Origin of the sequence: Variovorax sp. AB1(2024), assembly GCF_037482385.2 — a bacterium.
Classification (GTDB): Bacteria; Pseudomonadota; Gammaproteobacteria; order Burkholderiales; family Burkholderiaceae_C; genus Variovorax.
Genome location: NZ_JBBHKP020000002.1, coordinates 177,292 through 199,153, shown reverse-complemented (window position 1 = coordinate 199,153; position 21,862 = coordinate 177,292). Strand labels below are relative to the sequence as shown.

At 69.1% G+C, this 21,862-nt stretch carries 11 protein-coding genes; 1 reads left to right on the top strand and 10 read right to left on the bottom strand.

Annotated features, from left to right (window positions below; genetic code table 11):
• Positions 1–6: 6 nt before the first annotated feature.
• The 8 genes from WIX39_RS27955 to WIX39_RS27920 all read right to left on the bottom strand — a co-directional run bounded on the left by WIX39_RS27955 (position 7) and on the right by WIX39_RS27920 (position 17,584).
• A complete protein-coding gene (locus WIX39_RS27955; RefSeq protein ID WP_409196481.1) occupies positions 7–7,098 on the bottom strand; it encodes an SDR family NAD(P)-dependent oxidoreductase in 7,092 nt (2,363 codons plus the stop codon).
• Positions 7,098–12,389 (bottom strand): amino acid adenylation domain-containing protein, encoded by a 5,292-nt coding sequence (locus WIX39_RS27950; protein WP_409196873.1) that lies wholly within the window; start codon positions 12,387–12,389, stop codon positions 7,098–7,100. Before WIX39_RS27950 ends, WIX39_RS27955 begins: the two co-directional genes overlap by 1 nt.
• Before the next feature lie 63 nt (positions 12,390–12,452).
• Positions 12,453–13,193, bottom strand: coding sequence for a thioesterase II family protein (locus WIX39_RS27945; RefSeq protein WP_409196480.1), 741 nt, complete (start codon positions 13,191–13,193; stop codon positions 12,453–12,455).
• 4 nt (positions 13,194–13,197) lie between these two features.
• A complete protein-coding gene (locus WIX39_RS27940) occupies positions 13,198–13,446 on the bottom strand; it encodes an MbtH family protein (protein WP_081266156.1) in 249 nt (82 codons plus the stop codon).
• 202 nt (positions 13,447–13,648) lie between these two features.
• Positions 13,649–13,897 carry a FecR/PupR family sigma factor regulator gene (locus WIX39_RS27935; RefSeq protein WP_409196479.1) on the bottom strand — a complete coding sequence of 83 codons (249 nt, stop codon included), beginning with the start codon at positions 13,895–13,897 and terminating at the stop codon, positions 13,649–13,651.
• Positions 13,898–13,930: 33 nt separating this feature from the next.
• Positions 13,931–14,455, bottom strand: a complete 525-nt coding sequence (locus WIX39_RS27930) for a sigma-70 family RNA polymerase sigma factor (protein ID WP_409196478.1) — start codon at positions 14,453–14,455, stop codon at positions 13,931–13,933.
• A gap of 165 nt (positions 14,456–14,620) precedes the next feature.
• Complete coding sequence (locus WIX39_RS27925; RefSeq protein WP_409196477.1) at positions 14,621–17,017, bottom strand: penicillin acylase family protein; 2,397 nt, start codon at positions 17,015–17,017, stop codon at positions 14,621–14,623.
• Between the two features lie 120 nt (positions 17,018–17,137).
• Positions 17,138–17,584, bottom strand: a complete 447-nt coding sequence (locus WIX39_RS27920; protein ID WP_409196476.1) for an SRPBCC family protein — start codon at positions 17,582–17,584, stop codon at positions 17,138–17,140.
• Between the two features lie 159 nt (positions 17,585–17,743).
• On the opposite strand from WIX39_RS27920, the gene WIX39_RS27915 reads away from it, so the two are divergent.
• A complete protein-coding gene (locus WIX39_RS27915; protein ID WP_409196475.1) occupies positions 17,744–18,409 on the top strand; it encodes a hypothetical protein in 666 nt (221 codons plus the stop codon).
• A gap of 6 nt (positions 18,410–18,415) precedes the next feature.
• On the opposite strand, the gene WIX39_RS27910 is transcribed toward WIX39_RS27915, so the two are convergent.
• Positions 18,416–19,672: an MFS transporter gene (locus WIX39_RS27910; RefSeq protein ID WP_409196474.1), complete on the bottom strand. Its 1,257-nt coding sequence runs from the start codon at positions 19,670–19,672 to the stop codon at positions 18,416–18,418.
• Between the two features lie 348 nt (positions 19,673–20,020).
• The gene (locus WIX39_RS27905) at positions 20,021–21,760 is read right to left on the bottom strand and encodes a methyl-accepting chemotaxis protein (protein ID WP_409196473.1); all 1,740 of its coding nucleotides are present in this window, start codon (positions 21,758–21,760) and stop codon (positions 20,021–20,023) included.
• Between the last annotated feature and the right edge of the window lie 102 nt (positions 21,761–21,862).

The following is a 21,862-nucleotide window of genomic DNA, read 5'->3' as shown; positions in this document are numbered from 1 at the left end:
TTGCGTTCAGGCCCCCTGCTCGTCGGCCAGGCGCGCATCGGCGGCGACCTGCGGCGCGCCTTCGAGCGCGGCACGGTCGAACATCGCGCCCATCGCCACCACGATCTTGCGCGGCCCCTCGTACGGATCGCGCGCATGGGCCGCGAGCATGTTGTCGAGCATGACGATGTCGCCCTGCTGCCAGTCGAAGCGCACGGCGCATTCCTCGTACACCCGCCCGACGATGGCCATGGTTTCGTCGGCGATGGGCGAGCCGTCGCCGTACATCACGTGGCGCGGCAGGCGGTCGATGCCGCCCATGGCGAGCAGGTCCTCGCGCACCTGCGCCTCCAGGCAGGCCACGTGGTGCAGCTGGATCTGGTTGAAGAAAACCTTTTCGCCCGTCAGCGGATGGCGGATCACCGCCGGGCAGCGCGTGCGCGTCTGCAGCGTGTCGTTGTCGAGCCAGCGCCAGGCGATGCCGGCGGCGGCCAGGCGGGCCTCCACCTCTTCGCGGCGCTCGGTCTTGTAGAAGTCGCGCCAGCTCACGTCCAGGCCCGGCGTGAAGGTACGCACGTACAGCAGTTCCTTGCGTTCGAACTCGGCCACCATGTCGGCGGGCAGGCGGCGCAGCATCTCGCGGCAATCGACGATGGGCGTGGCGCCGCCCACGGGCGAAGGCAGCTCGCAGAAGAACCACTGCTTGCGCGGCCAGCGGTCGAGGTGCGAGCTTTCGTTGTGGAACAGGATCATCTGCCGCTCCGGGTACGGCGTGGAGCGGTAGGTCTTCTTGCCGCCTTCCTTCTTCGGCAGGTCGCCGTAGCTGCCGTACAGCTCCGGCTCGATGGCCTCGGCAAAGGCCTCGAAGTCCTGCGGTGTCTTCAGGCCGAAGTTGCGAAACAGGATGCCGCCGTGCCTTGCAACCAGCATCTCGATGTAGTCGGCCTGGCTCCTGGCCCAGGCCACGGTGTCGAGGTCGTCGGTGGTGGCCTGCAGCACGATGGGGAATTCGGCGCCGGGCTGGAGGAAAGAGGTCTGCACGACGGGGCGCGCCGCGGCGCGCGTCGCTTCGCGGCCCGGTCCTGCCTTGCCCAGTTTGTCCAACTTGCCGAGCTTGTCCAGCTTGCCGGCGGCGCCGGTGGATTTCGCGGTGTTCATGTTGATTCGCTCCTGCGTTTGCGAGGGGGCCAGTGCCTCGATAGCCTGGCCCGGTGTTGCGACGATCCGCTCCAGCAGCGCATGCCACGAAGCGGTGAACTCTTCGACGGTCTTCCGCCGGTACAGGTCCGTGGCGTACACCCACTCGACGGTGAGCGCGCCGGCCTGTTCCCTGGCGAACACCGCCAGGTCGAACTTGGATTCGTTCATCTGCTGGGGCAGCACCTCGACCTCGGCGCCTTCGATGGCGAACCGGATCTCTGGCGTGTTCTGCAGGACGAAGAGCACCTGCACCAGCGGGTTGCGGTCACGCGCGCGCCGTGCGCCCGACAGCTCGACGATCTGGTCGAAGGGCGCGTCCTGGTGGTCCATGGCGGCAAGCGTCTGCTGCCTGGCCTGCGCAAGCCATTGCCGGAAGTCCATCCGCCGGTCGTCCAGGCGCGAGCGCAGCGGCACCACGTTGACGAAGAAGCCGAGCAACTGTTCGAGGTCCGGGTGGCCGCGGCCAGCCACGTCGGTACCGATCACGATGTCGTCCGCGCCCGAGGCCTGGTGGAAGAACAGGAAGAAGGAGGACAGCAGCAGCGTGAACAGCGAGGTGTCGCATTCGCGCGCCAGCGCGGCCAGCGCCTGCGACAAGGCCGGCGGCAGTTCGAGCACCACCGAATCGCCCGCATGCGAGGCCGTGCCCGGACGCTGGTGGTCGGGCTGCAGTGTCGAGACCTCCGGCGCGTTGCGCAGGCAGGTGCGCCAGAACTCGGCCTTGGGCGCGAATGCCTCGCAGGCGAGCGTGCGGGCGTACCACGCGGCGTAGTCCACGTACTGCACCGGCAGCGGCGCAAGCGCCAGCGGCTGCCCGCGCAGCGCCCGTTCGTAGAACTCGCCGAGCTCGCGCGCGAACACCGCGATCGACCAGCCGTCGAAGACGATGTGGTGCACCACGAGCACCAGCACATGCTCGCGCTCGCCCATGCGCACGATGGTGGCCTTGATGAGCGGGCCTTCAGCCAGCGAAAAAGGCGTGCGTACGAGCTCGTCGAACAGGGTCGCGTAGCGGCGCTCGCGCGCGTCCTTGTCGGCTTCGTCGATATCGACGAGCGGAATGTCCAGGCGCGCGCCGGCACCGATCACCGACACCGGTTCGCCCTCGTCGTCCTCGGCGAACACGGTACGCAGCACCTCGTGCCGCGCGACGATGGCGTCGATGGCCGCGCGCAGCACATCGACATTCAGTTCGCCGTGCAGAGCCAGTCCGGCCGACATGTTGTAGGCCGCGCGGCCCGTCACATTGCGGTCGTCGGTGAGCCGGTCGACGAGCCAGAGGCGGCGCTGCATGGGCGACAGCGGCAGCGCACCCGTGCGCGGAATGGGCGCGATCTCCATCGCGGCGGCCGGCGTCGGCCAGGTCGCCGTGCCGTTCGCCGGAATGTGCGCGATCAGTCCGGCGATGGTCGGCGCCTTGAAGAACTCGCTGGGATGCAGCTCGACCGCGTAGGCCTTGCGCACGCGCGACAGCAGCTGGATGGCCACCAGCGAATCGCCGCCCAGCTCGAACAGGTTGTCGTCCATGCCGATGGGCGCGATGCCCAGGCGCTCGGTCCACAGCGCGGCCAGGGCATTGGCGAGTTCGCCCTCGGGCGCGACGAAGGGCGTCTGCAGCGCGGGGCGCGGATGGCTGCCGCCGCTCGCCGCGGGCTGTGCGTCCTCGGCCGCGAGCATGTCGAGCATGCCGTTGTCCAGCGGGCCGAGGCGCTGGGCGAGGTCGGTGGTCGAGATCACGGTCTGCGGCCGCAGCGGGCCGTTGACGATGCGCTCGAAGGTGCGCGCGCCTTCCGGCCCGTCCATGCCGATGCCGTCGGGCACCTCCATGTGCTCGGCCATGCCCAGGCCGCGCCAGGCGTCCCAGTTGACCGAGAAGACCGGGAACTTGCCGACGCGCGCATGGGCGATGGCCACGGCGTCGAGGTACGCATTGGCCGCGGCGTAGTCGCTCATGCCCAGCCCGCCGGCCACGCTGGAGATGGAAGAGCAGAACTGCACGAAGTCGAGCGGCCGGCCGCGCACCGCGTCCAGCAGCACGCGGGTGCCGCGCACCTTGGTCGCGAAGACGGTGTCGACCTGGGCGCGCGTGCGCTGCGCCATCATGCCGCCGCCCGCGTCGCCTGCCGCGTGGACGATGCCGTGCAGCCCGCCGAAGCGCGCGTCCGCCCGTTCGAGTGCGGCGTGCAATTGGGCGGCGTCGGACACGTCGGCCGCGACGGTCAGCACTTCTGCGCCCAACGATTCGAGTTCGAGCAACTGGCGCAGCCTGTTCTTCAGCGCGGCGGGCTGCGCTTCGTCCTCGGCCAGCGAGGCCCATGCCGCGCGCTCCGGCATCGCGGTGCGGCCGAGCAGCACCAGCTTGGCCTGCCAGTGCTGTGCCAGATGCTTCGCAATGGCGAGGCCGACGCCGCCGAGGCCGCCGGTGATCAGGTACACGCCCTGCTTGCGCAGGCGCTGCGCGGTGGCTGGAAGCGGCGCGGGCTCGTAGACCTTCGCCCAGCGGTGCGCACCGCGATAGGCCAGCAGCGGCTCGCCGGGCTCGGCCCGCAGCGCGGCGGATTCCGCGGCGATCTGCTCGACCAGCAAGGTTTCGGCATCGCTCTCGGGCGCGGGCAGCATGACGTCGATCACGCGGCAATGGATCCGCAGGCATTCCTGCCCGATCACCTTGGCCATGCCCGGCAGCATGGCCTTCTCGGGACACAGCGGCTCGGTGCCGGTGACATCTTCGATCTGGTTGGCGACGACGGTGATCGGCAGCTTGCCGGCCAAGGCAGCCGAGGTGCGCGTGTCGAGCGCCTGCACGAGCGCCAGCAGGCTGAAGAAGCTGCGCTCCAGCAGCTCGGGCTGCGGCTGCGAGGCCGGCACTTCGTCGAGGCACCACAGGTGGTGGATGGCCGTGACCGCGCCGAAGTCGGCTTCGACCTCGCGCAGCAACTGCGCATGGTCGTCGCGCTCGCCGGCGCGCAGGGCCCAGTCATCGCGGCCGGTACGCGCGAAGGCCGGGCCGCGCTGGGCGACGACCACCGCATGGCCCAGTGAACGCAGATGCCGGGCGAGATGGCCGGTGAGGCTGCGGCCATCGCCGAACACGAGCACGCAGCCTGCATCGGCCGTGTTCCCGGGCGCGGCGGACAGCAGCGGCTCGATCCGCTTCCACGACGGGACGTAGAACGCATCCGAAGGTGCCTTGCGTGCGGACTTCGCCGACGTGGCATCGGGCGCGTCGACCCAGTAGCGGCGGCGCTGGAACGGATAGGCCGGCAGCGGCACGCGGCGCCGCGCCTGTCCCGCATGGCAGGCGGCCCAGTCGATGTCCACGCCCGCAAGCCACAAGCTGGCGAGCGCATGGGCGATCTGCTGCGCGTTGCGCGTGCGTTGCTGCGGATGTGCCTGGCTGGCCTGCACGGCGGCGGCCGAGGCGGCCATCGGGTGCTGGCGCGCCAGGCCGGCGAGCGTTTCGCCGGGGCCGACTTCGAGCACCACCCGCCCCGGCACCTCGAAGAGCGTGCGCAGTCCGGCGGTGAACTGCACCGTGCCGCGCAGGTGTCGCGCCCAGTAGGCCGGGCTGACCGCCTGCTCGGCCGTGATGAGCCGGCCGGTGACGTTGGAGATGAACGGAATCTTCGGCGCCTGCCGCGGCACCGAAGCGATGAGCTGCTCCAGCTGCGCGAGCAGCGGCTGCGTCATCGAGGAATGCGAGGCGATGGACACGTGCAGCCGCCGCGGCAGGTGGCCCTGTGCGCGCAGCTTCTCTTCGGTGGCCTCGATGGCGTCGAGCGGACCGGAGATCACGCACAGCTGCTCGCCGTTGTCGGCTCCCAGGTCGCAGCCGTGGGTCAGGAAAGGCGCGAGTTCTGCCTGCGACAGCGGCACAGCGGTCATTGCGCCGGGAGGCATGGATTGCAGCAGGCGACCGCGCACGGCGGCGAGGCGCAGCGCGTCTTCCAGCCGGAACACGCCCGCCAGGCAGGCCGCCACGTATTCGCCGAGGCTGTGGCCGAGCATCACGGTGGGGCGCACGCCGCGCCGCATCCACCAATGCGCCATTGCATATTCGACGACGAATAAAGCAGGCTGCGCGAAGGCGATGTCGAACAGGCGCGCGTCGGCCCCGGCCTCCGCTTCCGTCGCGGTAAACAGCAGTTCGCGCAGGTCGAGACCGAGCTCGGGGCGCAGCAGTTCGCAGCAGCGGTCGATGTCCTCGCGGAACGGCGCATCGTCGCGATAGAGCGCGAGGCCCATGTTGGCGTGCTGCGTGCCGCCGCCAGGGAACAGGAAGGCCACTTCCGGCGGCTGCTCGGGTACCGGGGCGGAAGCCGTGATGACACCTTCTCCCGAAGCGAGCATGCGCGCGGCGGCCTGCGACTCGTCGGCGACCACGGCGCAGCGATGGGCGAAGGGCCTGCGGCCAGTCTGCAGCGTGTATGCGGCGTCGGCCAACGCGGCATGGGGCTGTTCCGCGAGGTGCGCGCCGAGCCGCTGCGCGGCCTGCCGCACGGCGGTGGCGCTCATGGCCGACAGCGGCAGCACCTGCCAGCCGCCCTGCCCTTGCGGCGACGCGGCGACGGCCGGCGCTTCGGGCGCCTCTTCGAGCACGACGTGCACGTTGGTGCCGCCGATGCCGAAGGCGCTGACGCCCGCGCGGCGCGGCGCATCGCCCTTGGGCCACGGCCGGGCCTCGGTGTTCACATAGAACGGGCTGTTCTCAAAGTCGATCTGCGGATTGGGTTGCTCGAAATGCAGGCTGGGCGGCAGCGTCCTGTGCCGCAGCGCCATCGTCGCCTTGATGAGCCCGGCCACGCCGGCGGCCGCATCGAGGTGGCCGATGTTGGTCTTGACCGAGCCGATGGCGCACCGGCCTCCAGCCGCCGCCCCGCCGCTCGCAAAGGCCTGCGTCAGCGCGGCCATCTCGATCGGGTCGCCGAGCGTGGTGCCGGTGCCGTGCGCTTCCACATAGCCGATGGTGTGCGCGGGCACGTCGGCCATCATCTGCGCCGCGCGGATCACGCCGGCTTGCCCCTGCACGCTGGGCGCGGTGAAGCCGATCTTGTCCGCACCGTCGTTGTTGGCGGCGCTGCCCTTGATGATTGCGTGGATGGTGTCGCCGTCGCGCAGCGCCTCCTGCAGCCGCTTGAGCACGACGATGCCCGCGCCGCTGCCGATGACGGTGCCCGCCGCCTTGGCGTCGAAGGCGCGGCAGTGGCCATCGGGCGAGAGGATGGCGCCGCTCTGGTAGCGGTAGCCGCCCTCCTGCAGCAAATTGAGCCACACGCCGCCGGCCAGCGCCATGTCGCAGTCGTGGCTCAGCAGGGCCTGGCAGGCCATGTGCACCGCCACCAGCGACGTCGAGCATTCGGTCTGCACGCTGACGGCAGGGCCGCGCAGGTCGAGCTTGTAGGCCACGCGTGTGCACAGCGAGCCGGCGGAGTTGCCGCTCATCAGGCCCAGCATGTCGGCGATGCCCGTGCCGGCGTCGACGCCGAAGGCGGGCAGCAGGTGCCGCATCAAGTAGAGGTTGGGTCCGTCGCCCGCGTAGACGCCGACCGACGCGGGGTTCTTCCTGGCCTGCCAGCCCGCGTGCTCCAGCGCCTCCCAGGCGCATTCGAGGAAGATGCGCTGCTGCGGATCGAGGTGCTCGGCCTCGCGCGGGGAATAGCCGAAGAAGCCGGCGTCGAACTGGTCGAAGCCTTCGAACAGCACGCCGGCCTTCACATAGTCGGGGTCGGCCAGCGTGCGCTCGGGCACGCCGCGCGCGCGCAGTTGCTCGTCGCTGAAAACGGTGACCGATTCGACGCCGTCGCGGATGTTGCGCCAGAAGGTGTCGACATCGGGCGCGCCCGGAAATCGCCCGGCCATGCCGACGATGGCGATCTCGATGCCCGTGAGTCCGGACGGCGCTGTGTCTTGGTCTTGCATCAGAAGCTTCTTTCGGTGGGACGGCGGCGCTGCAGCAGGGCGGCACGCTGGCGCTGGGCGCGCGCCTGTTCGCTGTCGCCGTCGTCATTGCGGGCGGCCTGCGCCGCGCCGCGTCCCTGCTCGATGCGGCGCGCCAGCGCGCCGACGGTGGGAAACTTGAAGAGATCGACCACGGTCAGGCCCGGACTGAGCCGGTCTTCCATCAGCCGGTGCATGCGGATCACCAGCAGCGAGTTGCCGCCGAGATCGAAGAAGTTGTCGTGCATGCCCACCTTCTCGACCTTGAGCAGTTCGGTCCAGATCGAGGCCAGCGCCTGGGCGATGTCACCCTGCGGTGCCTCGTAGTCCTGGCGGTCGGGCAAGGCGGGTGCGGGCAGCGCGCGGCGGTCGACCTTGCCGCCTGCGGTGAGAGGGAAGCTGTCGAGCGCCACGATGGCCGAGGGCACCATGTAGTCGGGCAGGACGCGGCCCAGTTGCTCCCGCAACGCCGCTGTGTCGATCTGCGCGGCGGGTGCGGGCGATACATAGGCCACCAGCGAGGCGCCGGCTGCGCCGTCGTGCACGAGCACCAATGCCTCGCGAACCGCCGCGTGCTCGCGCAGGCGCGCTTCGATTTCGGCAAGCTCGATGCGAAAGCCCCGGACTTTCACCTGGTGGTCGAGACGGCCCAGGTATTCGAGCTGGCCGTCGCCGCGCCAGCGCACGAGGTCGCCGGTGCGGTAGAGCCTGCCGCCCGCGGCATCGAAGGGATCGGCGACGAAGCGTTCGGCCGTGGGGGCCGCGCGGCCGAGGTAGCCGCGCGCCAGCCCTTCGCCGCCGAGGTACAGCTCGCCGGGAACGCCCTGGGGAAGCGGCTGCAGGTTCGCGTCGAGCACATGCGCGGTGCGACGGCCCACGGGACGGCCGATGGGCACGTAGCCCTGCGGCGCCTGCTCCGCGTCATCCGCCGTGCCGTGCCAGGCGGTGGGCGTGATGACGGCTTCGGTCGGGCCGTAGGCGTTGACGATCTGCCCCGGGCGCAGCACGCGCCGGATCAGTGCGATGTCTTCGCCGGTCCAGGCCTCGCCGCCGAAGAGCGCAAGGCGCACGGCATGCGCGAACGGTGCCTGGCCCTGCATCAGTTGGCGTGCATAGGCCGGCGGGAGGTCGACCACGCTCACGCGGTGGCGCTGCAGCAGGGCGTCGAGTTCACCGGCAAGAGAACACCACTGCGGCTGCACCACGAGCGCCGCACCCGCAACCAGTGGCAGCAGGCATTGCTCGATGGATGCGTCGACATGCGGCAGCGCGAATTGCAGCGACCGGTCTTCCGCGCGCATGCCGCAGGCCCGCGCCATTGCCTGGACGTGCATCGACAGCGCGCCGTGTGCCACGGCCACGCCCTTGGGCCGCCCCGTGGTGCCGGAGGTGTAGACGACGTAGGCGAGGTGGGCGTCGTGCAGCGCGATGTCTGGATCGGCGGCCGGCTCGGTGCCTTGGGCCGGCGCCTCATTGAGCACGACCCTGGCGACGCCGCCCGCATCGAGCGAATCGGCGTTGGCGCTGTCGGTGAGCAGCACGCGCGCGCCGCTGTCTTCCAGCAACTGCGCAAGCCTTTGCGGAGGATGCGAAGGGTCCAGCGGCAGGTAGGTGCCTCCGGCCTTCAGCACGCCGAGGAGGCCAATCACGCGATCGGCCGGTGCTTGGATGGCCACCGCGACAGTGCGGTCGGGCACCACCCCCTGGCGGACCAGCCGGTGCGCGAGTCGGTTGGCACGCGCGTTCAGAACCGCGTAGCTGAGTTGGGTGTCGCCGTCGATCAGGGCAATGGCCCCGGGCGTGGCTCGCGCCTGCGCCTCGAACAGGCGGTGCACGGGCTGCGCGTGCGGCGCTTGCGGCTCGCCGGCCGACCATTCGCGCAGCCGATGCCGCTCGGTGGCAGCGAGCCACTGCACGTCGCCCAGCGCCTGCGCGGGATCGGCCGCCAGCGCTTCCAGCAGCGCGCGGTAGTGCGTGGCCATGCGCGCGATGGTGGTTGGCTCGAACAGTTCGGCCGCATAGGTGAGCACCGCACCGGTGCTTCCGTCGGCATGTTCGCGGATGTCGAGCACGAGTTCGAACTGCGCGGCGCTGTCGGCGATGCGGTGCTCGCGCGCCTCCAGGCCGGGCAGCAAGCGCAGCATGCCCGTGTCTTCACGCAGGTGGTTGAACATCACCTGGAACAGAGGGCTGTGGCTCAGGCTGCGCTGCGGCTGCAGGGCCTCGACGATCTGTTCGAACGGCAGGTCCTGGTGCGCCTGCGCGCCGAGCGCGGCTTCCGGTGTCTGCGCCAGCAGTTGCGCAAGGCTCATGCGGCCCTGCAGCGTGCTGCGAAGCACCTGGGTGTTGACGAAGAAGCCGATCAGCCCGGCGGTTTCCGGCCGCTGGCGGTTGGCGACAGGCACGCCGACACGCACATCCTGCTGGCCCGTGTAGCGGTGCAGCAGCGCCTGGAAGCCGGCAAGCAGCGCCATGAAGAATGTCGCGCCGTGCGCCTGCGCGGTGGCGCGCAGGCGCCGGGTGAGCGCGGCGTCGAACTCGAAGGCATGGCCGGCCGCGCGGTAGGCTGCGACCGCATGCCGGGGATGGTCCGTGGGCAGAGCCAGCACGGGATGGTCGGCGCCCAGCTGTTCGCGCCAATACGCGAGCTGGCGCTCAGCCTCGCCGGCGGCGAGCCAGTCGCGCTGCCAGAGGGCGTAGTCGGCATACTGGACGGGCAGCGGCTTGAACAGCGGTGCCGCGCCTTTCGCACGGGCGGCATAGGCGGCGCCGAGTTCCTCGACCAGCACCTGCATCGAAGCGCCATCGGACACGATGTGATGCATGACGACGACCAGCAGGTGCCGGGCCTCGTCGATGCGGATCAGCGCCGCGCGCAGCAGCGGGCCTTCGCCGAGGTCGAAGGGCTCGGCGTGGCACTGGCTGGCATGCTCGGCGGCAGCGGCCTCCCGCGCTTCGGCGGGCCATGCGCCGAGGTCGATACGCCGCAGCGCGAGCCGCAGCGCCGGCGCAATGACCTGGGCAACCGTGCCGTCCGCCGCCGCGCGAAACACGGTGCGCAGGCTCTCGTGGCGATCGACCAGGTCGCCGAGCGCTGCGTCCAGCGCATCGGCGTCCAGGACGCCGGCCAAATCCAGCGCCACGCTCACGTGGTAGGCGGTGCTTTTCGGGTCGAGCTGCCACAGGAACCACTGGCGCTCCTGCGCGTGCGACAGCGCGAGCGGCCTCGCACGATGCTCGGCCGGCATCACGGGGATCACGCTGCGCGGCTTGCGCGGGCCGGTCGCGAGCACGCGTCGCACATGCGCGGCCAGCGCGCCGAGGCGCGGCTGCTCGAACAGCGCGCGCACCGGAAACTCGATCTCCCATCGATCGGCGATGCGGGCCGCCACCTGCGTCGCGGCGAGCGAGTTGCCGCCGTGGATGAAGAAGTGCGTGTCGCGCGGTAGCGCGGTCTGTGCGTCGCGGCGCAGCACTTCGCTCCAGATCGCGGCGACGGCCTGCTCCACTTCATCGAGCGGCCGCTCGGTGGCGGGTGCGGGCGCCGCGGCGGAACCGCCGAGAACGAACGCACCGTGCGCATACATCGCATAGGCGTCGGCCGTGCCGTCGATCCAGCCCTGGCGGCAGGCACCGCGCTGCAGCTTGCCGCTCGTGGTCTTGGGCATGCCGCCGGGGTTCAGCAGCATGACGACGGACAGCGGCTCGCCGAACTGCTCGCTCACCGCGGCGCTGAGCGTCTCGACCAGCGCTTCGGGCTTCACCAGCTTCTGCGTGCTGCGCGATATCTCGGCGGCCAGCCCGATGCCCTCCCCCTCGGGGCCGTCGACGGCGAAGGCGGCCACACGGCCCTTGCGCACGATGTCGACCTCGAGTTCGATCATGCGCTCGATGTCCTGCGGGTACAGGTTGTGGCCGCGCACGATGATCATGTCCTTGATGCGCCCCGCCACATAGAGCTGCCCGTCGTGCAGGAAGCCGAGGTCGCCGGTGCGCAGCCAGATCGCGCCGTCGTGCGCGACGAAGGTCTCCCGCGACACCTGCGGCTTGTTCCAGTAGCCGCTGCCGATGCTGGGGCCGCTGGCCCAGATTTCGCCGACATGGCCCGCATCGCGCACCGCCAGCGTGACGGGATCGACGATGCGCACGGCATGACCCGTGACGGTGCGGCCGCAGCCAACGAGCGTGGCACTTTCTTCGGTGCCGGTTTCGACGATGCCGCGGGCCAAGCCGCTGCTGGAGAAGTCGCGCGCCACCATGCCGGCGCCGCGCTCGCCGCCCGTCACGAACAGCGTGGACTCGGCCAGGCCATAGCAGGGGTACACCGCGCCGGCGGCAAATCCTGCGGGTGCGAACTGCTTCCTGAACTCGCGCAGCGTGTCGGCGCGCACGGGCTCGGCACCGGAAAACGCCAGGCCCCAGCTCGACAGGTCGAGCTTCTGCAACTGCGCTTCGGACACGCGGTCGAGGCACAGGCGATAGGCGAAGTCGGGGCCGCCGCTGATGGTCGCGCGGTGGCGCGAGATGGCTTCGAGCCAGCGCACGGGCCGCTCCAGGAAATAGCGTGGCGACATCAGTGCGACGGGAATGCCGCGATGCAGCGGCTGCAGCAGGCCGCCGATCAGCCCCATGTCGTGGTTCAGCGGCAGCCAGGTCGCGAAGATGTCGTCGAGTCCGACCGAGAGCCCTTCTTCGATCGCACGCATGTTCGCCATGAGGTTGGCATGCGTGACCATGACGCCCTTGGGCGCCGAGGTGGAGCCGGAGGTGTATTGCAGGAAGGCGATGTCAGTGGCAGAGGGGGTGTGCGGCGTCCAGCGCTCGGCGTCCTCGGCACCGATCCCGTCCACGGGGATCAGCGGCACGTCGACGAAGGCCCCGCCCACGCCGGCGATCGCCGCTTGGATGGTGGCGTGGGTCAGCACGCAGCAGGCGCCGGCGTCGGCCGCAATGCCTTCGAGCTTGCCGAGATGCCGTTTGCGCGTGGATTCCGGCGGAAACACGGGCACGGCGATGAGGCCGGCATAGAGGCAGGCGAAGAAGCTCACGACGTAGTCGTCGCCGTTGTCCAGCATGATCAGCGCGCGTTCGCCGCAACCAAAGTTCTGTTGCAGATACGCCGCGAGGCCGCGCACGCGCGTGTCGAGCCGGCGATAGGAGATGGGCGTATCCAGGGCGGCGCCGTCGCGGTCGGTCACGGCGATGAGCGCGGTGTCGTCGGGCCGCCGTGCAGCCAGGTCGCGCAGGTGGCTCACGAAGTCCACGGGATGCATCGGATTCACATCGGTTCCTTGATTGGCCGGGCCGGCAGGACGGCGGGACCCGGCAACGGCGGCTCAGGCCAAGGCACGGGGCGCATGGACGCCTCCCGCCGCGGACTGGGCCAGGCGCTGCGCCAGTACGGCCAGCACCGGTGTCTCGTGCTGCCGGATGAAGAAATGGCCGCCCTCGAACCAGTCCAGCGTGAAACCGGGGCAGGCGGTCTCGCCGCGCCAGGCTTCCATGCGCCAGGGCTCGACGTCGTCCTGCCGGCCGGCGAAGGCATGCAGCGCAACGGGCAGCGGCGCGTTGCCGGGGTGTTCGAAGCTCTGGCACACGCGATAGTCGGCGGCCAGCGTGTCGAGCGTCATGCGCAGCAGTTCGGGGCTGGCGAAGAGTTCCTCGGGCGTTCCACCCTGCTTGCGCAGATCACCGATGAGGGCATCGTCATCGTCCATGTCGACGAAACGGTCCGGATCGCGCTGCGAAGGCGCGGCGCTGCCCGACACGAGCAGCGCCCGCGGCAGCGCCTTGCCGCTGGCGCGAAGGCGCTGTGCAATGCCCCAGGCCAGCAAGGCGCCCATGCTGTGGCCGAAGAGCGCGAAATTGCCGCGCAGCGCGGCGTCCTGCTCGGCGCACAGCCGCGCGACCAAAGAATCGAAATCTTCGACGAAATCCTCGCCCAGGCGCTGCCCACGACCGGGCAGCTCGACCGGCACGACCTCGATCCAGCGCGGCAGCAGGCGGCGCCAGCGCAGGTACATGGTGGCGCTGGCGCCCGCACAGGGCAGGCACAGCAGGGAAAGGGGCGCCTGCATTCGCTCAGGCGGCGGCCGATGCGCTCTTGCTGCTGTCCTGCTGCGCCATCCAGTCGCGCAGAGACTTCGGACGCATGTCGGTCCAGGTTTTCTCGACGTACTCGAGCACGGTCTTCTTGTCGCCCTGGACGCCGTCGACAGCCTTCCATCCGCCGGGCACGGCCTTCCATTGCGGCCAGATCGAATATTGCTCTTCGTGGTTGACCAGGACGATGAAGGTTTCGTCTTCGCGGTCGAAGCAGCTGGTAGACATGTGCGGTCCTCTTGGGGTTGTTGAGACGACAGGCAAGAGGCGGTGCACACCCCTTCCCTTTGCGATACATGACGGGGCGGGAGGCCGGGTGTTTAGGGGGTGTGAACCCATTTCCCGCAGCGGCATGCGCGGGCACGGCTGCGCCGCGGCATGGCCGCTGGAAATCGGGCGCAAACGGGAATGCGGAGGTCAGCGGCCGCAGCTAGCGGCCGGCGATGCCGTCGGGTGAATGGTCCGGCGGAGGGACGTCGTTGGCGGGCGGCACCAGGCCCACGAGCAGCCAGAGGCGGGCCGCCTCCTCATGGGTCTTGCGGTGAAGGGGATCTGCGGCGAGCCACTGCATGAACTCGTCGCGCGTCGCGCCGTCGAGGCTGCCGCGCTGCTCGTGCTGGCGACGCACCCAGGCCCATGCGGCCTGCCAGACCGGGTCGTGATCCTTGTCCTTTGTCATCGGCGCATCGTATCGCCGATGGGCGATGCGGGGTCAGCCGCCCTGCACCAGGTACCGGCAGCTTTCGAGGGCCGCATCGGCGTCCTTGATCATGAAGTTCACGAGCGTGGCGGAGCAGCCGAGGCGCACGCCGATCTCCCGTTGAGTCATGCCGCTCAGGCGGTTGAGCTCGAAGGCCAGGCGGGTGCGCGCGGGCAGCGCGTCGAGCACGCGGTCGATCGCGGCCAGCGCCTGGCGCCCGTCCAGCAGGCGCTCGGGCGCGTCGTTGCTCGGGGGGCTGACAAGCTCCACGTCCTCGCAGTACGTGCGGTAGCTGGCTTCGACGGAATGATGGCGGTGGTAGTCGAAGGCCACGTTGCGCACCACCTGGCAGCAGTAGCCGAGCGGCTTGCGCACCTCGCGCAGGGAGGCGCCGTCGGCCAGCTTGAGATAGGCGTCCTGCAGCACTTCGTCGGCCAGGTCCGCCGTGCGGACGATTTTTTGCGCGACGCGCTGGAGCTGGGCGCGGTTGGCGACGAAGACTTCCGCCAACGTGAGTTCGGCTGGCTGCAGCGACATGTCCATGGGTACTCCTGAAGTATTCACTGTAGACAATACAAATGAGAACTATTACTATCTTGTGACGGAAGAAGGCCCGGATTTCCGAGCTGCTCCCTGTCTCTTAACCTAAAGACGTTTGAACCGCCCAAAGCGAGACAGGCGGACGATTGCGCCGGCGCCGACTCAGGGACGCACTGTCACGCGCCGCAGTTGTGGATCGCGCGCGATGTCTTCCTCGCGGAACGGAAAGCGCAGCCAGTCCTTGCGCGCATAGCGCGCCACCGGTCCGAGCCCACTGCCGCCGGTCACTGCGGTTTCGCATTCACCGTGTGCCAGCAGCGTGCGCGCCTGCACACCGCGCCGGTCGAAGTACACGACCTGGAGGTAGGTGTTGCCATGCGAGCGATCGTCCGTGGCGTAGTCGCCGTCGTTGGCGCAAGCGACCGTGAAATAGCCTTCCGCGTCGCAGCCGCCGAAGAGGGGTAGCTTCCTGCCCTCGCTGCGGGCGAAGCGCTGCTGGCCCAGCGGCGCATCCAGCGCCCAGCCCTTGCGCGCCATGTCCTGCACCGCGCCGGCCAGCGCGGAGGCCACGCGCGGGTCCGCCGCTTGAATCGCCGACGGTGTCTGCAACGGCGCCGATGCCGAGAACGGCTGCGCATAGAGCTCATTGGCCGGAATTTCCTGGACCCGGGTCCAGAAGGCATCCCAGAGCAGCGCGCCCCGGTCGTGCGCATCCGCGCGATTGGACCAGCGCCGCAGCACGTCGCATGCCCGCCGTATATCCGCCTGGTTCTTCGCACAGGCGCCCCCGAGCAGCGCTGCCTTGAACCGGTCCGCGGTCGATGCGCGGGCCTCCAATGCCTTGCGCATGACGCGGTCCGCCAACGCGTTGGCCGAGCTCGAGCCGGCACTGGCGAGTTCACTCGCGATGCGATGCCCTTCCCACCCCCGCATCGACAGCGGCTGGCCTTCCCCTCCGAGGATCGATGCGAACCCCGACAACGGCCACGCCGGGTTCGTGAGCCAGTAGCTGTCGTTCATGTTGGCGACGTAGTCCTCGCGCAGCAGGCTGGGCATGCGGTCGGCGGCCATGGCGCCGGGCTGCACTCCGTTCTTCGCGGACCGCCATTCGCAGGCCGACCGGCTGCCATCGAGCACCGGCATGGCGGGGTCGAGCGCGGCAAGCGCCTTCGACAGCGGCGTCGCGCAGGCCGCGCGAAGGTCGTCGGGCACGCCGGGTACCGCCCCGATGTCGGCATACCAGGCCCGACCGTCGCCGCGCCCGATGGCCGCCGTATTGACCCATGGCATGGCCGTCTCTTCCCGCTGGATGGCCATGAACTCTTCGAGCGAGCGCGCCTGGTTCCAGCGGAAGAAGTTGCGGAAGATGCGCAGGTTGTCGGCATTGATGTCGCGCATCGCGAGCGCCTTGCGCGCGCCCCATGCCAGCGCCGGGTTGCGCGCCCCCAGGTCGACCACCGGGCCGAAGCGCGTGCGATAGAGCGTGCGGCGCACCAGGTCCACCGAGCCGTCGGACCGGCGCACCGCCACGGCAAGCGTCTGGGCCTGCATGGGTTCGGAGCGGCCGTCGACCATGTAGCGCGTGGGGTCGGCCGGATCCAGCGTCAGGTCGAACAGTCCGAAGCGTCGCGCGGCGGAGACCGTGTGGCTCCAGGCCACATCGTTGTTGAAGCCGATCATGATGACCGGAATGCCGAGGAAGGACACGCCCGCCACGTCGAGCTTGCCCGGCAACGTGAGGTGCGCCTGGTAGAAGCGGTCGGGCCCGCCCCAGTACCAGTGCGGATTGCCGAACAGAACGCCGCCGCGTTCACCGGTCGCCGCCTGGCCGAATGCGAGCACGTTGCTGCCGATGCCGCGCGCGTCGCCCACCGGGACGTCGAGCCGCGAAGACAGCGAGAGCTTGTCCGCCGGCACGGGCGGCGCGGCGGCCGCGGGCTTCGCATTCACGATCTCCGAAACGAAACGCGTGTACCCACCGGCCAGCCCCGCGGCGATCATGCGGCGGTAGACATCCTCGGGCCCGATGGCTCGCACCCACGGCGCGCCGGCACACGCATGCGACGGCGCGCCGCGTCCGGGCTTGCGTGACTGCAGCGTGCGCAGATGGCGGTTGTAGCCCTCCGCGTAGCCGGCAATGAGTTCGTTGAGGTCGGCCGGCTGTTCACGCTTGAGCGCCTCGACCGCCTCGGGACCTGCGAATGCCCGGAAGAAGAAATCCAGGTCGAGATTGTCGGCCTCGCCGAACGTAGAGCGCGTCCGGGGCTTTCCCTCGGCGCCAAAGTACAGCGAACGCTGCCCGCCGTAAGTGACGAAAGCCTCGGCGAGCGTGCACAACGCGTCTTCGGCCTGCGCCTGCCCGTAGCCGAGGCCCAGCCCGCGCCAGCTGTTGGCGCGCACATGCGGAATGCCGTCGGTGGTGCGCCGGATCTCTATGGAGTCGGTTGGTGCCCCGCCGCGAGCCGACGCCGGGGCGGGACCGAAGACGGCAAAGGAGATTCCCAGGGCGGCCACGCACAGGCCCCGCGCGGGCACGCGAAAAAAAGAGAGTAGGTCCACGTCGTCGTTCGCTGGTGGCATGAATGGATGCCGCGACGCCAGCACAACGCCGCTTCCTGCATAGACGGTTCGGCGCGCGCGTTGTTTACGCCGAGCGGTGAAACACGAGCGGCTGCGTCCTCAGCCCGGGATGTCCGGCTCCACCAGTTGCGCCAGGGCGACGAGCGATTCTTGCCAGCCCAGGTAGCACATCTCCACGGGAATCACGTCGGGGATGCCTTCCTGCACGACCGATAGTTCCGTGCCGCAGGACACCGCGGTCAGCGTCACCGTCGTCTTCATGGTGCCTGGAAGATTGGCATCGTCGAAGGTCGCGTCGTAGGCAATGCGCTTGTGCGGGACGATTTCCAGGTACTTCCCGCCGAACGAATGGCTGTGCCCGGTGCCGAAGTTGGTGAAGGACATGCGCCAGGCGCCCCCGACCACTGGCTCCATGGCGTGGATCTTGCCGGTGAATCCGAACGGCGGCAGCCAGCGTTCGAACGCGCCAGGCTCCACGAAGGCCCGGTAAAGGCGCTCCGGCGAGGTGCGCAGCACGCGATGAAGACGGACGGTATTGGTGGCCATGGTTGTTGCTCCTGAAAAATGAGGAAGACCCTCGATGGATACGTCGGCCGAGCCTCGTCAAGATCGACATGCCGAAGGACTGGGGCCCGCGGCTTCGGGACGGCCCCGCAACTTCATAATCCACGCCTCTCCAACAAAGCCGAACGAATCGAAACACCCGTGAGTGCTGCAGATTTTCTCCTGTCCCCCGCCGTGCAAAAGATCATGCAGGTCCTGTATGCGGCCCCCGACCAACCGTTCTCGGTGGACGAGCTGGCCCGGCAAACCAGGCAGGAGCCGGGCGAGGCCGGCCAGACGATCGAGCACCTCGTCGAGAGCGGCATCCTCGCCAGGCAGAAGGCGGCGGCAGAGCAACCCGACACCGTCAAGCTGGACCGCTCGTTCGTCTTCTATGGCGAACTGCGCAGCATCGCCCTGAAGTCGTTCGCCGCGGCCGAGCCGGTCCGCGCCATGCTGCGCTCGAAGTTCAAGGACTCGGTCGTGCGTGCCTTCGTGCTGGGAGAGGATGCCGACAACGTCATCGAACTGCTGATCGTGCATGGCGCCGTGACGCCTGACGAGACCGCCATGACGGCGGCCTGCAAGAAGCTCTCCAAAGCCCTTCATCGGCATTTGCAGGTGCACGTGATCTCTGTCGCCAGATTCAATGGCCTTGCCGATCACGACACGCTCGCGGCCAAACTGGCGAGCGCTTCGGCGTTCGAGATCATCGCGCCGGGCGACACCAAGGCGCAGTTGCCGGCCGAGCGGCTCGGGCTGCTGCAAAGTGCGAAAAAGAAGCTGGCCGCGTTGTCGCTGGCCCAGCACCGGCGCGAGTCGCGATAAGGCGCACTACCGCTTCGCGCCCTGCCTCGTCGTGCCCGGCCTCACGCCGTCGGCGCTCCTGTGCCGCGGAATCCAGTACGCCAGCGTCCCGGCCGCGGCAAAGGCGATCAGCCCGGTCACGGCGATGCCCGCAGCCAACGACAGCCCGCCGGCCAGGAGGGACAGCAGCGCCGGACCGCACGAGGAGCCGATGTCGGACATCAGGCGCCAGATGCCGAGGAAGTGTGCGCGCCCGTGGCGCGGAGACTGGTCTGCGCCGAGGGTCATGATCATCCCGGACCCGATGCCGTTTCCGAAACCGATGGCCAATGAGGCGAGCAACAGCGTCAGGGCGCCGGACGTCAAGGGCATCAGCAGCATGGCCAGGCCCATGATCAGCATCGACGGCACGGCGACCCAGCGCCTGCCTTTCCTGTCCATCACCTTGCCGGCCGGATAGAACACCAGCATGTCGATAGCGCCCGCAAGACCGTAGATCAGCGAAGCCACCGAAGGGGCCAGCAGCAGGTGGTCGGCCCACAGGGGAATCACGGCCTGGCGCGAAGCCCGCACCGCGCTGACGAGGACCACGCCGATGCCGAGCGTGAGGAACACATGGCGGTGATCCCGCAGCGTGGAAACGACGGAGGTCGAAGCGGGTGCCGCCTGCCCGGGCGGGACCGGTGGCACCGCGAGGTCGGGGATGCGGGCGCCTATCGCGGCGGCCCCCATCACCGCCACGATGCCGACCACATAGGCGGCCTGCAGGCCGAATGCATGCACCGCCGCCGCCGCCAGGAAAGGCCCGGCAAACATGCCGATGCGCATGACGCCGCCCAGCGTCGACAGTGCCCGGGCCCGGTATTCGACAGGCACGGCTTCGGTCATGTAGCTCTGGCGCGCCAGGTTGTAGACCGCCTGCGACATCCCCACCATGAAGCATCCCGTGGCGAACAGGCCCAGATGGGTCGTCAGCACGCACAGGAGCATGCCGAGACCGCTCCACACACCCGCCGCGACGATGGCCCAGCGTTCGCCCCAGCGCATCGTGATCATCGAGGCGGGAATGTTGTTGAGCAGCGAGCCGATGCCGATCATCGCAATCACCAGCGCCGCCATGGGCACGGAAGCCCCCAGGCCACGCGCCGTCAGCGGCACGATCGGCAGGATGGCGCCCTCGCCCAATCCGAACAACAGCGAGGGCGCAAAGGCCGGCACGGCGATGCGCCACAGGGAGAACGAAGTCGCGGGCGAAGAGGTCGAATCGGCGGGCGGGGATGACATGCGCAGAGGGGTTCGGGTAGTGGCCGTCGCCCGCCTGGCGGACAAGACAGCGTGATTGTCTCGCCGCCGAGGAATTCCTGCAGCGCCCTGGCACCCGGTCGATCACGCGCATGCGCCCTGCGTTGCAGGGCGAGTGGCGTGCAACAGGACACTTGGTATCGTTTCACGCAACCCGCGCACAAACTTCACCCTGACTTCACCTGCCCCGAGCACACTGCCCTTCGACAGTGGTTCGGCGCTGGTAGAGGCCAGGGAGAAAAAAGCCGCTCAGGGAAACCGCCTCGATGCCGGCCACTGTCACTCTCTCGGCCGCTGATCTTGCCGCACCACGATCGCGGCAGTGACCGCTCAGAAGGTGACCCACTCCCTGTCGTTCTCGCGTTGGCCGCCTTTCGGATGGCCAAGCACCGGCACGGCTGATGCACCGTTGGAAATGCGCTGCGCCCGAGCGGGGGCCGCGGCGCTTTTTTCTTTGGCACGCCGTTCCCCGCCGTGCGCCGCGCGGGAGGACAGCTCCGTCTCGGCGCGCTCCGCGCGCCAGCCCGTCCCCAACTGGAAGAACTCGACGAGCGAAGACAGCCGCACCGCCTGGCTTTTGAGGCTTTCCGCGGCGGCAGCCGATTCTTCGACCAGCGCAGAGTTCTCCTGGGTCATCTGGTCCAGCTGCGTCACCACCGAGTTGATCTGGTCGATCCCGGCCGCCTGCTCGACCGCTCCGGCACTGATTTCGCTGACGGTGTGGGAGACGCGTTGAATGCTCTCGACGATCTTGCCCATCGTCGCGCCCGCATCGTTGACCAGTTGGGTGCCCGACCCCACCTTGTCGACCGATGCTTCGATCAGCGTCTTGATTTCCTTGGCCGCGACCGCGCTGCGTTGCGCGAGGTTGCGGACCTCGCTCGCCACCACGGCGAAGCCCCGTCCCTGTTCGCCCGCCCTGGCGGCTTCCACGGCCGCGTTCAGTGCCAGGATGTTGGTCTGGAAAGCGATGCCGTCGATCGTGCCGATGATGGCGGCGATCTTCTGCGAACTCCCGTGGATGTCACGCATCGTCTCCACCACTTCCGAGATGACTTCCCCGCCGTGCACCGCGACCTGCGATGCGGCCTGTGCCAGCTGGTTCGCCTGCTGCGCGGCTTCGGACGCCGTCTTGACGGTGGTCGTGAGTTCTTCCATCGATGCCGCGGTCTGCTGAAGGCTGCCGGCCGTCTGCTCCGTGCGGCTGGAAAGGTCGACGTTGCCCGAGGCGATCTGGGCGCTTGCCGTGGCCACGGAATCGCTGCTCTCGCGCATGCCGGTCAGGGTCTTGATCAGGTTGTCGCGCATCGCCGCGAGCGCCCTGAGCAAGTCGCCCACCTCGTCCTTGCTGCTGGCGCTCAGGCTGCGGGTGAGATCACCGCGCGCGACGGCCTCCGCCAGGCCGACGGCCTCCTTCAGCGGAATCACGATGCCCCTTGCCACGCTCCACGACAACAGCACGGCCAGCAAGATGGCAACGCCGGTGCCCGAAGCGATGAGGAAGAATCCGGTGGTGAACGTCTGGTTGCTCTCTTCGGCCTCGGCCTTGGCGCGATCCTCGTTGTGCTTGACCAGCTGAGTCAGCGGCTCCTTCAAGGCCAGGAAGGTCTCCCGCGCCTCGCCATTGAGCAGCTCGACGGCTTCGGCCCGCCGCTCTTCCTGGACCAGCCGTTCCACCTTGGCGTGCGACGCGGTCCATGCCGGATACTGGGCCTTCACCCGGTCGTAGATGGCCTGCTCGGTCGCATCGCCGATCGACGCCGGATAGGCCTTGTCGATGTCTTCGTAGGCCTTGGAGGTCTCGGCGATGGACTGCCGGACGGCCGCGGCTTCGGCCGCCGGCATCGTCGCCAGGCGGAATTCGAGCAGGCGCACCCGGTTCGCGATCTCGCTCATCTGGCCCGCATCGCGAACGCTCGCCATGCGCGCCGTCACCATGAAGTTGGTCTGATCGTTGAGGCGATCGAGGCGGTGGATCGAAATCACGGCCATCACGATCATCAGCAACACGATGCTGAGAAAGGCAAGTGCCAGCTTGGTGGAGATTCTGAGATTTCTGAAAAGCGTCATGGCGGTTGGGTCCAGGTTGCGGGGCGGGGCCGGTACCGTGCGTGGCGCCGCGCCCATGTCTATTGCTGCCTCCTGTCTATCGGCAGCGGTGACCCACAACGC

Excerpts from the sequence above, each read along its gene's own strand:
- WIX39_RS27955 (WP_409196481.1), bottom strand. The coding sequence starts at position 7,098 with ATGCAAGACCAAGACACAGCGCCGTCCGGACTCACGGGCATCGAGATC.
- WIX39_RS27950 (WP_409196873.1), bottom strand. The coding sequence starts at position 12,389 with ATGCATCCCGTGGACTTCGTGAGCCACCTGCGCGACCTGGCTGCACGG.
- WIX39_RS27945 (WP_409196480.1), bottom strand. The coding sequence starts at position 13,193 with ATGCAGGCGCCCCTTTCCCTGCTGTGCCTGCCCTGTGCGGGCGCCAGC.
- WIX39_RS27940 (WP_081266156.1), bottom strand. The coding sequence starts at position 13,446 with ATGTCTACCAGCTGCTTCGACCGCGAAGACGAAACCTTCATCGTCCTG.
- WIX39_RS27935 (WP_409196479.1), bottom strand. The coding sequence starts at position 13,897 with ATGACAAAGGACAAGGATCACGACCCGGTCTGGCAGGCCGCATGGGCC.
- WIX39_RS27930 (WP_409196478.1), bottom strand. The coding sequence starts at position 14,455 with ATGTCGCTGCAGCCAGCCGAACTCACGTTGGCGGAAGTCTTCGTCGCC.
- WIX39_RS27920 (WP_409196476.1), bottom strand. The coding sequence starts at position 17,584 with ATGGCCACCAATACCGTCCGTCTTCATCGCGTGCTGCGCACCTCGCCG.
- WIX39_RS27910 (WP_409196474.1), bottom strand. The coding sequence starts at position 19,672 with ATGTCATCCCCGCCCGCCGATTCGACCTCTTCGCCCGCGACTTCGTTC.
- WIX39_RS27905 (WP_409196473.1), bottom strand. The coding sequence starts at position 21,760 with ATGACGCTTTTCAGAAATCTCAGAATCTCCACCAAGCTGGCACTTGCC.